Below are 12,958 nucleotides of genomic sequence, written 5' to 3' on the forward strand. Positions count from 1 at the left end.
GTTCCTTATCGATGGAAATGTCTTTGCGCCACCCAGGCCTGGCCCAAGGCCAAGCCGCCATCGCCGGCGGGCGCTTGCCGCGCTTGCAGCATGGTGAGGCCGCGCTTGCCCAGGGCCAGGTGCAGGCCGCGGGCCAGGATGGCGTTTTGCAGGCAGCCGCCGCCGCAGGCGACCAGGCGCAGGCTGTGGCGGCGCGCGTTGACGGCGGCCCAGTCGGCCAGCGCTTCGATCAGGCAGGCGTGGAACAGCGCCGCGCCCTCCGAAGGACAGAAGCCTTCGGCCAGCCTATGCAATAAGGGCGAGAGATCTAGCACATTGGAGGCGTCTAGCTTGTGCAGCTTGGGCGGCCGGCGCGGCAGGCCGCGGCGCTCTGCCAGCCCTTCCAGCCGCATCGCGGCCTGGGCCTCGAAGCTGGAGCGCGCGGCGATGCCCAATAACGCGGCGGCGGCGTCGAAGTGCCGCCCCAGGCTGCTGGTGCGGTTCAGCGCCTTGCCTTGGTTCAGCCAGCGCAGCAGCTGGGCGGCGGCGGGTTCGTCGGGGAAACGGTCGAGAATGGCCTGCTCCTCGCCCCAGCTGTGCAGCGCGGCGGCGGCCATGCGCCAGGGTTCGCGCGCGGCGCGGTCGCCGCCGGGCAAGGCCAGCGTGGCCAGATGGCCCAGGCGTTGAAAGTGCGCGCCGTCCACCAGCAGCAATTCGCCGCCCCAGGCGCCGCCATCGTCTCCCAGGCCGACGCCGTCCAGCGCCAGGCCCAATACCGGCTCTTCGCACTGATGCTCGGCCAGAATGGCGGCGATATGGGCGTGGTGGTGCTGCACCGCCAGAGCGAGGATATCCAAGCGTCGGGCCCAACGTTTGGCCAGATGCGTGCTGAAGTAGTCGGGATGCAGGTCGTGGGCGATATAGGCAGGCTGGCTGGCCAACAGCTTTTGCAGATGTTCGGCGGCGGCTTCCAGCGCCTGGCAATTGGCCACGCGGTCCAGGTCGCCGATGTGCTGCGACAAAAACGCCTCGTTGCCGCGGGTCAGGCACAGGGTGTTTTTCAGGTGCGCGCCCAAGGCCAGCACCGAAGGCCCGCCGCGCGACAGGGCGATGGCGTTAGGCGTGTAGCCGCGGCCGCGGCGCAGCAATTGGGCGCGCCCCTGGCTGCCCACGCGCAGCACGCTGTCGTCGCAACGGGTGACAATGTCGCGGTCATGCTCCAGCACCGCGTCCGCCAGGTCCGGCAGCAGGGCGCGGGCGGCATCGTTGTCTGTAATCAGCGGCTCGCCGTGGAGATTGGCGCTGGTCATCACCAGCAGCAGCGGCTGGGGCTGGTTCAGCCAGTCCAGTCCGGTTGGCCGGCCGGCGGCTTCGTGGAACAGCAGGTAATGCAGCGGGGTGTAAGGCAGCATGACCCCCAGCCAGGCGCTGTCCGGCGCGACGCCGCGCAGGGCGTGTTCGCAAACGGCGGTTTGGGGCAGCAGCACGATGGGGCGCTGCGGCGAATTCAGCATCCGGATGGATAGCTCGTCCGGCGCGGCCATTCCGTGCAAAGAGGCGGCGTTGGCGGCCATCACCGCCAGCGGTTTTTCCTCGCGCGCTTTTCGTTGACGCAGCCGGGCTACGGCTGCGGCGTTGCGGGCGTCGCAGGCCAGGTGGAAGCCGCCTAAGCCCTTGATGGCGACGATGCCGCCGGCCAGCAGCCGCCGCAGGGTTTCCCGCAGCGGATCTCCCCGCACCGGGCCGTCTACGTCGCGCAGCGTCAGCCGCGGGCCGCAGTCCGGGCAGGCATTGGGCTCGGCGTGGAAGCGGCGATGCCGCGGATCGCTGTACTCCTGCAGGCAGGCCGGGCATTGCCCAAAGGCCGCCATGCTGGTTTGGGCGCGGTCGTAAGGCAGGCTGCTCACCAGGGTGTAGCGCGGGCCGCAGTCGGTGCAATTGATGAAGGGGTAGCGGTAGCGGCGGTTGGCCGGGTCGAACAATTCGGCCAGGCAGGCGTCGCAAACGCAGCTGTCGGCGCCGATGGCGGCGCGGCTGCCGCCTTGGGCGCTTTGGCGGATGGCAAAGCCGCTGCTGCCAGTTTGATCCGGCAGCGGACGGCGCTGGATGCGGTCTATGCGCGCCAGCGGCGGTTTTTCCGCCAGCAGCCGTGCGGCGAAACCATCCAGCTCGGCGCGGCCGCCTTGTAGTTCCAGCGTGACGCCGTCGCCGTCGTTGCGTATCCAGCCGGCCAAGTCCAGCTCGCCGGCCAGCCGGTAGGCGAAGGGGCGAAAGCCCACGCCCTGGACGATGCCGGTCACAGTCAGTTGTTCGCGCGCCATGTCGCGCCCTCCAGGCCGCAGCCGGCGGCCAGCCAGTCCAGCCATTCGCCGCAGCCTTCGCCGGTTTTGACCGACAGCTGGATCACCGGCAGGCCGGGGCGCACCTGGCGCGCCATGCGGATGGCGGCGGCGACGTCGAAATCGAGGTGCGGCAGCAGGTCTATCTTGCTGATGATCAACAGGTCCGCCGCGCGGAACATGTCCGGGTATTTGAGCGGCTTGTCTTCGCCTTCTGTCACAGACAGGATGGCCACCTTGTGCGCTTCGCCTAGATCGAAGGCGGCGGGGCAGACCAGATTGCCTACGTTTTCGATCAGCAGCAGGCCGCCGTCCGGCATGGCCTGGTCTTGCCGCAATTGCGCCAGCGCCTCGGCCACCATGCGGGCGTCCAGATGGCAGCCCTTGCCGGTGTTGATCTGCACCGCCGGCGCGCCGGCGGCGCGGATGCGTTCGGCGTCGTTGGCGGTTTGCTGGTCGCCTTCCACTACCGCCAGCGGCGCGCGTCCGGCCCAGCGGACTATGGTGTCGGCCAGCAGGCTGGTTTTGCCGGAGCCGGGGCTGGACACCAGATTGAGCGCGAAGATGCCGCGCTCCGCCAACAGGCGGCGGTTGCGCGCGGCGCGGGCATTGTTGTCGGAGAGGATGTCCTGCTCGATGGCGATGATGCGTTCAGTTGGCGTGTCGGGCGCATGGACCGCGTCCAGCGGGCCGGATGCCGGGCCGGACACGCGGTAGCCGTTCCGCGGCGCGGCATGCGAGTGTTCGTGGCGGCGTTTGCCGTTGATGCGTAGTTGTCCGTGGCCGCAGCCGCAAGTGGTGCACATGATGCTTGCCTCCTAGCTGATTCCGATATCGATCACCCGCATTTCATCGCCGCCTTCCAAACTGAGGTTTTCGCCGTCGCAGCGCGGGCAGCAGGCCGGCAGCGCGCTTAGCTCGGCCTCGCAGCCGCAATCTCCGCAATGGGCCAGGGCGGGGCGGCGCTCGGCCTGGAACTCGGCGTCCTCGGCCAGGCTGCCGCGCGCCGCCAGCTGGCAGCAATACAGCAGGGTGTCTGTCTCTACATGGGCTAGCAAACCCAATGCCAGGCGGACGCGGGTGACGCGGCGGGCGCCGGCGCGGCGCGCGGCGGCCTCGGCGATGTGGACCACGTTTTCCGCAAGTGTCAGTTCATGCACGGTTTTTTCTCCTGGATGCGCTATGCGGGGCGCGGCTGCAGGCTTGCTCTCGCGAGGCCGTCGCGGTGTCGAGGCGTCGACACTTTTGTCGATGGCGTCGCGGCGCGTCTGGCGTCGACACCGGGCGCGACAGCTGGGCGATGCCGCTTTCTCTTTCCGAATCAGCCGCTTGCTGCGCGGCATCCGGGCTGGCACGGCTTATGCAATATCGAAGCGAGTCCTGCTATCGACATTCGGGCGGCCGCCGCCGCTTGAGGAGGTTGAAATGAATCGGTTCATCATCGCTGAACCCCAAAACTGCATAGGCTGCCGCACCTGCGAAGTGGCGTGCGCCCTGGCCCATGCGCCCCATCCCGGCGAACCATTGTCGCCGGATACCTTTCACCCCCGGCTGACGGTGATCAAGAGCGCGCGCATCAGCACGCCGGTGCTGTGCCGGCAGTGCGACGACGCGCCCTGTCTGAACGCCTGTCCAAGCGGGGCGATTGTTTACGCCGGCAATAGCGTGCAAGTGCTGCAAGAGCGCTGCGTGGGCTGCAAGACCTGCATGGTGGCCTGTCCTTACGGCGCGATGCAGGTGGTGACCGAGCCGCAACGGCCGCAGCCGGGCAGCTTCTCCACGCGCCAGCTCAAGGCCAAGGCGCTGAAGTGCGATCTGTGCGCGGGCAAGCCGGCCGGACCGGCCTGCATCGCCACCTGTCCCACCAAGGCCTTGCGCATGGTGGAGCCGCAGGCGCTGGAGGCCGCCATGAAAAAACGCCGGCAGCAAGCCGCGCTGGACACGCCGGCGCTGCCGCTCTGATCGAACGCATCGCGCAAAAGGACAGGAAAAATGGAGAAGGTAATTTCGGTTTGCCCGTACTGCGGTTCGGGCTGCAAGCTCAATCTCTTGGTGGAAAACGGCAAGATCGTCGGCGCGGAAGGCGCGGACGGCGTCACCAATCAGGGCGAGCTGTGTTTGAAGGGCTATTACGGCTGGGACTTCCTGAACGACACCAAGCTGCTGACGCCGCGCTTGCGTCATCCGATGATACGCCGCCAGCGCGGCGGCCAATTCGAGCGCGTCAGCTGGGACGAGGCGGTGGCCTTCGTGGCAGGCAAGCTGGGCCAGATCAAGCGCGAGCACGGCCCGGACGCCATCATGCTGACCGGCTCTTCGCGCGGCACCGGCAACGAATCCAACTACATCGCGCAGAAGTTCGCCCGCGCGGTGATCGGCACCAATAATATCGACTGCTGCGCCCGCGTCTGCCACGGGCCGTCGGTGGCCGGCCTGATGGCCACCTTGGGCAATGGCGCGATGAGCAATTCGATCTGCGAGATCGAGGACAGCGACTGCATCCTGGTGTTCGGCTACAACGCGGCCGATTCCCACCCCATCGTCGCCCGCCGCATTCTCAAGGCCAAGCAGAAGGGCGCCAAGATCATCGTTTGCGACCCGCGCTACATAGAAACCGCGCGCGTCGCCGATCTGCATTTGCAGCTGAACAACGGCTCCAATATGGCGCTGGTCAATGCCTTCGCCAATGTGCTGATCAGCGAAGGTCTGTATAAGCCGGACTTTATCGCCGAGCACGCCGAGGGTTTCGAGGAGTACAAGGCCGCCGTCGCCAAGTACACGCCGGAATACGCGGCCGAGATCACCGGGCTGCGGCCTGAGCTGATCCGCCAGGCCATCCGCATGTATGCCGCCGCGCCCAGCGCCACCATTTTGTGGGGCATGGGCGTGACCCAGTGGGGCCAGGCGGTGGACGTGGTCAAGGGCTTGTCCAGCCTCGCCACGCTGACCGGCAATCTGGGGCGGCCGAATGTCGGCGTCGGCCCGGTGCGCGGCCAGAACAATGTGCAGGGCGCTTGCGATATGGGCGCGCTGCCCAACACGCTGCCGGGTTATTACGACGTCAGCGACGCCGATGCGCGCGCGCGCTTCGCCCAGGCCTGGGGCGTGGACAGCCTGCCGGCCGAGAAGGGCTGCAGCATCACCGAGGCGGCGCACCGCATCGAAGCCGGCACGCTGAAGGCGTATTACATCTTCGGCGAAGACCCGCTGCAAACCGAGCCCGACCTGGGCATGATGCGCCGCGCCTTTGAAAAGCTGGACCTGATCGTGGTGCAGGACATTTTCATGACCAAGACGGCGATGGCGGCCGACGTGATCCTGCCCGCCACCTCTTGGGGCGAGCATGAAAACGTGTTCTCCAGCGCCGATCGCGGCTTCCAGCGTTGCTACAAGGCGATAGAGGCGCCGGCCGACGTCAAGGATGACTGGGAAATCTACAGCCTGATCGCCACGGCCATGGGCTACCCCATGCATTACGACAACGCCCAGCAGATTTGGGATGAGCTGCGCGGCCTGTGCCATCTGTATGCCGGCGCCAGCTATGACAAGATGGCCGGCCTCGGCTATGTGCAGTGGCCCTGCCCCAGCGAAGGCCACCCCGGCACGCCGTGGCTGTACGCGGGCTATCAGTTCGACACGCCCAGCGGCAAGGCCAAGCTGTTCGCCGCCGAGTGGCGGCCGCCGCTGGAGAAAGTGGACGCTGAATATCCCTTGGGCCTATGCACGGTGCGCGAGGTGGGGCATTACTCCTGCCGCTCGATGACCGGCAACTGCACGGCGCTGCAAACCTTGGCCGACGAACCGGGCTTTGTGCAGATCCACCCGGACGACGCGCAAAAATACGGCATCGCCGACCAGGCGCTGGTGTGGGTGGCCTCGCGGCGCGGCAAGGTGATCACCCGCGCCAACCACAACCCGCGCGTCAACGCCGGGGCGGTGTACATGACCTACCAATGGTGGATAGGCGCTTGCAACGAGCTGACGGTGGATCACCTTGACCCGATCTCCAAGACCCCGGAGCTGAAATACTGCACGGTGCGGCTGGAAACCATCGCCGACCAGGCCTGGGCGGAAAACCACGCGCGCGGCGTCTACGCGCGGCTGAAGGCGGACCTGCGCAAGGCCGCGCTGGCGGAGTAGGGCGATGGCGCGGGAGACGCTGATCGACAGCCACGGCAGGCGCATCGCCTACCTGCGGCTGTCGGTGACCGACCGCTGCGACCTGCGCTGCCGCTATTGCCGTCTGGCCGACGACAAGTCTTACGCCAAACGGGCCGACTGGCTGAGCTTCGCGGAGATCCGCCGCCTGGTCGGCCTGTTCGCCGCGATGGGCGTGGGGCGGGTGCGGCTGACCGGCGGCGAGCCGCTGCTGCGCGCCGGCATCGTCGATCTGGTGGGCGAGCTGGCCGCCGCGCCCGGCGTGAGCGATCTGTCCTTGTCCACCAACGCCACCCAGCTGGCGCGATACGCGGCGCGGCTCAAGGCGGCTGGGCTGAGCCGGGTCAATGTCAGCCTGGATTCGCTGAAGCGGGAGTGCGTCAGTGAGCTGTGCGGGCGCGACAGCCTGGACGCCACGCTGGCCGGCTTGATGGCGGCCAAGGCGGCGGGGCTCGCGCCGATCAAGCTGAATATGGTGGCGCTGCAAGGCGTCAACGACGGCGAGATCGAGTCCATGGCGGCGTTTTGCTTCGAGCATTGCTTCATTCTGCGCCTGATCGAAGCGATGCCTATGGGCGAGGCGGGCCGCGCCGCAGCCTATCTGCCTTTGGACGAGGCGAGGGCGCGGCTGATCCGGCGTTTCGCGCTTCAGCCCTGCGCTGTGGAGCTGGGCGGCGGGCCGGCTCGTTACTGGCAAACCGCGGATGGCCGCGGACAGGTGGGCTTCATCACGCCCATTTCCCAGCACTTCTGCGCCAGTTGCAACCGGGTGCGGCTGACCGTGGACGGCACGCTCTACCTGTGCCTGGGCCAGGAGCACAAGCTGGAGTTGCGCCAGCTGCTGCGCGGCGGCGCCAGCGACGATGAGCTGGCGGCCGCCATACGACTAGCGGTGGAGCGCAAGCCGCTTAGCCATGATTTTGATGCGCCGGGGCTGAACCGAGTCCGTTTCATGTCGAAAACCGGCGGTTGAGTTTTGCTTCAATGAGGATGACACAATGAAAAACCGTATCTGGCTTTCTCTACCTTTGATGGCGCTATTGCCTGGGCTGGCCTTGGCACACATCGGCAACGATGCCGGCATCCATCACGGCACCGCCTTCTTCATGGGCTTTGTCCACCCTTTCACCGGCCTGGATCACTTCGCCGCCATGCTGGCGGTGGGCGTGTGGAGCGTGATGGCCACTCGCCAGGTGTGGGCGATGCCTTTCGCTTTCGCCGGCTTGCTGCTGGTGGGTGGCATGATAGGCTTCACCGGCGTGGCGGTGCCGGTGGTGGAGCCGATGATCGCGTCTTCGCTGCTGGTGTTGGGCCTCTTGGTTTGCGCCCGCGTGCGGCTGGCCTTGCCCTGGGGATTGGCGGTGGTGGGGCTGTTCGCCTTGTTCCACGGCATCGCCCACGGCAGCGAACTGCCGGCGGCCAAGGCCATGGCCGTGCTGTGCGGCATGGCGCTGGGCACCATGATTCTGCACATCGCCGGCATGGGCATCGGCGCTTTCTTCAAGAACCGCAGCGCTTGGTATCCGCGCGTGCTGGGCGGCGGCATCGCCTTGCTGGGGGCCGGCTATCTGGCGGGAGTGCTGTAAGCATCTCCTGACGCTGCGATGTCCGCGCCTATACTGGAACATCAGCGGCGGGAGCGGACATGCGCAAGATACTCTGGCTGGCGTTGAGCTTGGTGCTGGCGCAAGCGTATGCCGATGGCGAAAAAAAGATGGTGTTTGTCAGCCAGCCTTTTCCGCCCTTCGTCATTGAAGGGGCGGATGGCCGGGTGAGCGGCGCGCTGGTCGATATCCTGCATGAAGTCTGCCGTCGGCTGAGCTGGCGCTGCGATATGCAGATGATGGTGTGGAAGCGGGCCTTGCTGATGATGGAGCAAGGCAGCGCCGACGGCATGTTGCTGGCGCAGAACGTGCCGGAACGGCGGGCCGTCATGGCGCTCAGCCGGCCGGTGGTGGCAAGCGGCTATGCCTTGTATGGCTTGGCGGACAACGCCCAGCCGTATCATGGTCCGGCGGATTTGAGCGGCAGAACCCTGGCCGTGTATGGCCCTTCCTTGTCGCAAACCAATTGCGAGCGGCTGGCGCAAGGGGTTCCCGGCGTCACCGTAGTGGTGGAGCGCGACTCCGAAACAGTGATGCGCAAACTCTCCGCCGGCCGTTACGGCCGGAACGCCTTGGCGTTTTCCAATCAAGACGTCGCGCGCGCCATCATCCAGGCCGAGCGTCTGCCTGGCCTGCGGCTTGTCGCCCAGGTTGTGCCCCTGACCTACCACTTCGGCTTGTCGCGCAAACGTTTGCAGCCCGGCATGGCGGAGGCGATGGAGAAGACGCTGCAAGCCATGTGCGCCGATCACAGTTTGCAGCGGCTGGCCGCGCCTTATGGCGTGACGCCCGCCGAATGCGGCAAGGATGCGTCAAAGCGGTTATCATGATTCCATTCCGGCCGCAGCGGCGGCGCAGCGCAGAACAAGCATAACCATGTCGCAACACACATTCTCTCCGGACGAGAACGTCCATTGCAGCCCCAAGGGCTGGTATCAGATGGCCAGCGAAAAGCCCGGCTTCATCCATGACGAGGCCCAGGCTGCCGCCATCGAGCAACTGGATAGGCTGTGGAATCAGCTGATGGATTTCAAGACCAAGCGCAACCGTTTCCTGGGCCGCAGCCTGCGCAGCCCGGAAGTGCCGCGCGGCCTGTATTTCTGGGGTGGAGTGGGGCGCGGCAAAAGTTTTTTGATGGATGCTTTCTACGCCTGCGTGCCGTACCGCCGCAAGCGCCGCATCCACTTTCACCATTTCATGGCCGAAACCCACCGCGAGCTGCGCCGCTTCGCCGGCAGCAAAGACCCCTTGCTGGCCTATGCGGACGAAATCGCCAAAGCTACCCGCTTGTTGTGCTTCGATGAATTCCACGTGTCCGACATCGCCGACGCGATGATTCTGGGCCGGCTGCTGTCGGCGCTGATCGAACGCGGCGTGGTGGTGGTGACCACGTCCAACTACGCGCCGGACAATCTTTATCCCAACGGCCTGCAGCGGCAGAACTTCCTGCCGACCATCGAGCTGATCAAACGCGAGCTGGACGTATTGAACGTGGATGGCGGCCACGACTACCGGCTGCGCGAATTGACGCGCGAACCGCTATTCATGGTGCCGGCTGACGAGGCCAGCGAACGGCGGATGGAGCAGTTGTTCCACAAGGTGGGCACCGGCGCCGAGCTGCCGCAGAAAAGCATTATCGTGCTGGACCGCGAAATCGAGGTGAAACGGATGTCGCCGGGAGTGATCTGGTTCGATTTCATGGCCTTGTGCGACGGCCCGCGCGCGCAGACCGACTACCTGGAAATCGCCAGCGAATACCATACGGTGTTTCTGTCCGGCATTCCCAGGCTCACCGCTAAGCAGGCCTCCATCGCCCGCCGTTTCACCTGGCTGGTGGACGTGTTCTACGATAACCGCGTCAAACTGATCGCCTCGGCGGCGGCCGAGCCGGAAGCGCTTTATACCGAAGGCTTGCAAGCCGGCGAATTCTTCCGCACCGCCAGCCGCCTGACCGAGATGCAGTCCAAGAGCTATCTGGAGCTGCCGCACCAGTCTATGGCGCAAAGCCACGACCAGCCGCCGCCTGGCGTGGCTTTATAAGCCTGATTCCTGAGGGCCTCGCTCTGGATGCGAGGCCGATGGCGCCAGCTGTTTCGCGGCTGGAATCAATTGCGCGCCGGCTGCAGATCCAGCTCCAGAATATGATCGGCGGCCATGATGTCGCGCGCCAGATCCACCACGCTGATGAAGGTGCGGCGGTTCTGGGCCGAGATCATGAAGCTCCAGCGCGTGCCGCTGGCATCCGCCTGGATGCTGATGCTTTCCTCGTGCAGCCTTAAGCCGAAGGGATTGAGACGGCCGGCCAGTGTTTCCACCGTCCAATTGTGTTCCGGGCTGAGCTTGACGTTGACGAACAGGCTCACCCGGCGCGGCAGGATGCTTTCAATGCGGTTCACCACGGTGACGAAGACCATGCATAGCAAGGTCAGCGCGATGGCCGCGCCATAAAAGCCCACGCCTATCAGGATGCCGATCACCGACGACATCCACACCGAGGCGGCCGAAGTCAGGCCGCTGATGCTCAAGCCTTCCTTCATGATCATGCCGGCGCCCAGAAAGCCTATGCCGGTCAACACGCCTTGCGCGACCCGCGTCATGTCCGGCGGCGTCGCAACCGGCGCGTCACCGCCGTACCAATATCCGACATAACCGATGATGCTGACCGCCGCCGCCGAAGCCATGCAGACCAGGCCGTAAGTGCGCATGCCGGCGGCGCGGCCGTTATACCAGCGCTCATAGCCCAGCAAGCTGCCCAGACATAAGCCGCCTAGCAAGTTGGCGATCACCAATAAATTGATCTGCCATTTGGCGCCGCCCCAATACTGAGCCAGCAAATCCTGCCATGTGTAAATCATGAAGCACCCATCGCGAAAATTAAGACTGAATGACAAGCATCTTAAATCAGTGCGGGCAGCTTGCCCAAGAGGCGCATTGCGGACTGTTGGAATGGCAAGTAGCGGCTCAAGGTTACCAACTCTTGATAGCGACCAGCGATGAGGATCCCGAGCGTGAGGCGGTTAGCATCGCCCAGCTTGCCGCGCGGCAAGTGGATGGTTTGATCGTCATGCCTTGCGGCCGCGAGCCTGAGCGCTATGTGCCGTGGACTGAGCGCTTGCCATTCGTGTTTATCGACCGCCATGTTCCTGGAAGCGGCATTCCATCGGTAGTGACGGATGCGAAGGCGAGCGTGGTGGGATTGCTTGGACCCGTATTGGCCGAAGGGGTTAAGGAGTTGGTGCTCTTTGGCGGAACGCCAGGCTTGTCGCCCAGCCGCGAGCGGCTGGACGGTTATCGGCAGGCGCTATCCGAGGGGGGGCTCGTGGAGCAAGAAGGGTGGGTGACGGAGAGGGATTTTCGGCTTGAGACGGGCTATGCCTTGATGCAGGAGTGGTATCAGCGGCATGGCCGTTATCCGCAAGCGCTTTTCACCACTGCGCTCATATTGCTGGAGGGTGCGCTTGCCTTTATCCGCGAACAACATCAGATGCGCGATGGGCCACAGTATCTTTTGACCTTTGACGATCACCCCTTGTTGGACTGTCTGCCTGTGCCAATCGATGCGATCGACCAGGATTGCCGCGCATTGGTCTCAACCAGTTTGGAGTTGGTGCTGGCGTTGATGCATGGAGACAGCTTGCCGGAGCGGGACTTGCGCGTTCCGGCTAAGCTCAATCAGCGGCGTCTTGCCGTTTAGGCGGATTGCGCGGCCTGCCGGGCGGCAGGTTCGCGTTTTTCGCGCAATAGTAGCGACCCTATCAAAAAGGTAGAAGATGCCAGGGTGGCGAAAGCCATGGCCAGCGAGTAGTCGCCGCCTTGGGCATCCACCAGCAGGCCGAAAATATAAGGCGCGATGGTGGCGGCCAGATAGCTCAGAAACCAGAACAGGCTGAAGGTGACCGATACCTTGTCCGGCGTCATGCCTGGTTGCTCTTGCGCCAGCGTGATCAAGCTTGGCATGGGGAGGTAAATAAAGAAGCCTGCCGCCAAGGCGGCTGCCGTGATGAGATTTCCATTTTCGGTCCAGTGCCATGCTTGGGCGTGCAGCCCGATAATGGCTAATAGCTGGAATAAGCCGGAAACTCTAAGGACGATCAGGCGGCGCTGCGTTCTTTTTGTCAGCCAGGTTCCCGCGATTGTGCCCCCCAGCCCGCCCAGGGTGATGAACTTGGCTTCCGCGATGCCGGCATTTGCATAAAACGTGAACATCATCACATAGAAAGACAAGGTCCCGCAGTAGGTGAAGGCAAGCAGCCAGTTAAAAGGCTCAGCCAATCCCTGGCGCAAGGTCTGGCGCGGCCCGGCATGCTGTTGCGCCACAACGCCTTCCGCCCCGAACGCCAGCCATAAGACGAAGCAAAGCACGCTGCCCAGCGAAATCGCCAGCAGGGTGTTTTGCCAGCCGCCAAACCAATGCTGCATGATCGGCAAGCCAAACAAGACGATGGCCGTGCCGATGTTGAATGCGCCGGAGTTGATGCCATTGACTAGTGCCAGCTCTCTTGGCTTGAACCACAGCATGACGATGGGAGCGAAATAGACAACCAGCAGCGCGCCGCCCAGCCCCATCAAGAAGCGGACCAGCAGTAGCAATGGATAATTGTGGATGAATGGCGTCAGTATCCCGATCGCCATCAAACCCATTGCCAAAGCGATGGATTTGCGCGCCAGCAGCCGGGACAAGATTGCCGCGGCGATGAAGGAGCCCAGTAGTTTGGCTGCGGCGACGGCATTGCTGATATGCGAGCCGGCTGCGAGGTCGTGGATGCCCATCTCGCGCATGATTTGCGGAATGAAGGCGCTGCCGCCGGCCCAGCACATGGCGAACAAAACATAGCTGACGAACAACTGACCTTCTACGGCGTATTTATTAGTCTTCAT

At 64.6% G+C, this 12,958-nt stretch carries 12 protein-coding genes; 7 read left to right on the plus strand and 5 right to left on the minus strand.

The window, feature by feature from the left end; genetic code table 11:
- Nucleotides 1-5 precede the first annotated feature (5 nt).
- From hypF to NKT35_RS16145, 3 genes are read right to left on the minus strand one after another with little or no spacing between them, the layout of a single operon-like run.
- On the minus strand, nt 6-2,300 hold the full coding sequence (gene hypF / locus NKT35_RS16135; RefSeq protein ID WP_254294836.1) for a carbamoyltransferase HypF: 2,295 nt from the start codon (nt 2,298-2,300) through the stop codon (nt 6-8).
- Entirely contained in the window at nt 2,282-3,124 is an 843-nt protein-coding gene (hypB, locus tag NKT35_RS16140; protein WP_254294838.1) for a hydrogenase nickel incorporation protein HypB, read from the minus strand. Before hypB ends, hypF begins: the two co-directional genes overlap by 19 nt.
- A 12-nt stretch (nt 3,125-3,136) precedes the next feature.
- Nucleotides 3,137-3,478, minus strand: coding sequence for a hydrogenase maturation nickel metallochaperone HypA (locus tag NKT35_RS16145; RefSeq protein ID WP_254294840.1), 342 nt, complete (start codon nt 3,476-3,478; stop codon nt 3,137-3,139).
- A gap of 265 nt (nt 3,479-3,743) precedes the next feature.
- Between NKT35_RS16145 and NKT35_RS16150 the strand changes: the two genes are divergently transcribed.
- From NKT35_RS16150 to zapE, 6 genes are read left to right on the plus strand one after another with little or no spacing between them, the layout of a single operon-like run.
- Nucleotides 3,744-4,280, plus strand: a complete 537-nt coding sequence (locus NKT35_RS16150) for a 4Fe-4S dicluster domain-containing protein (protein ID WP_254294842.1) — start codon at nt 3,744-3,746, stop codon at nt 4,278-4,280.
- Between the two features lie 30 nt (nt 4,281-4,310).
- Entirely contained in the window at nt 4,311-6,458 is a 2,148-nt protein-coding gene (gene fdhF, locus NKT35_RS16155) for a formate dehydrogenase subunit alpha (protein WP_254294844.1), read from the plus strand.
- A gap of 4 nt (nt 6,459-6,462) precedes the next feature.
- The gene (gene moaA / locus NKT35_RS16160; protein WP_254294846.1) at nt 6,463-7,449 is read left to right on the plus strand and encodes a GTP 3',8-cyclase MoaA; all 987 of its coding nucleotides are present in this window, start codon (nt 6,463-6,465) and stop codon (nt 7,447-7,449) included.
- A gap of 25 nt (nt 7,450-7,474) precedes the next feature.
- Nucleotides 7,475-8,062, plus strand: coding sequence for a HupE/UreJ family protein (locus NKT35_RS16165; protein ID WP_254294847.1), 588 nt, complete (start codon nt 7,475-7,477; stop codon nt 8,060-8,062).
- A 59-nt stretch (nt 8,063-8,121) separates the two neighbouring features.
- Nucleotides 8,122-8,910, plus strand: coding sequence for a substrate-binding periplasmic protein (locus tag NKT35_RS16170; RefSeq protein ID WP_254294849.1), 789 nt, complete (start codon nt 8,122-8,124; stop codon nt 8,908-8,910).
- A 46-nt stretch (nt 8,911-8,956) separates the two neighbouring features.
- Nucleotides 8,957-10,120: a cell division protein ZapE gene (gene zapE, locus NKT35_RS16175; protein WP_254294851.1), complete on the plus strand. Its 1,164-nt coding sequence runs from the start codon at nt 8,957-8,959 to the stop codon at nt 10,118-10,120.
- A gap of 65 nt (nt 10,121-10,185) precedes the next feature.
- Here zapE and NKT35_RS16180 read toward each other — a convergent pair whose 3' ends face one another.
- On the minus strand, nt 10,186-10,935 hold the full coding sequence (locus NKT35_RS16180) for an MgtC/SapB family protein (protein WP_254294853.1): 750 nt from the start codon (nt 10,933-10,935) through the stop codon (nt 10,186-10,188).
- A gap of 29 nt (nt 10,936-10,964) precedes the next feature.
- Between NKT35_RS16180 and NKT35_RS16185 the strand changes: the two genes are divergently transcribed.
- Nucleotides 10,965-11,774, plus strand: a complete 810-nt coding sequence (locus tag NKT35_RS16185) for a substrate-binding domain-containing protein (protein WP_254294854.1) — start codon at nt 10,965-10,967, stop codon at nt 11,772-11,774.
- On the opposite strand, the gene NKT35_RS16190 is transcribed toward NKT35_RS16185, so the two are convergent.
- On the minus strand, nt 11,771-12,958 hold the full coding sequence (locus tag NKT35_RS16190; RefSeq protein WP_254294856.1) for an MFS transporter: 1,188 nt from the start codon (nt 12,956-12,958) through the stop codon (nt 11,771-11,773). The genes NKT35_RS16185 and NKT35_RS16190 overlap by 4 nt on opposite strands.

Source organism: Chromobacterium sp. IIBBL 290-4 (assembly GCF_024207115.1).
GTDB lineage: Bacteria > Pseudomonadota > Gammaproteobacteria > Burkholderiales > Chromobacteriaceae > Chromobacterium.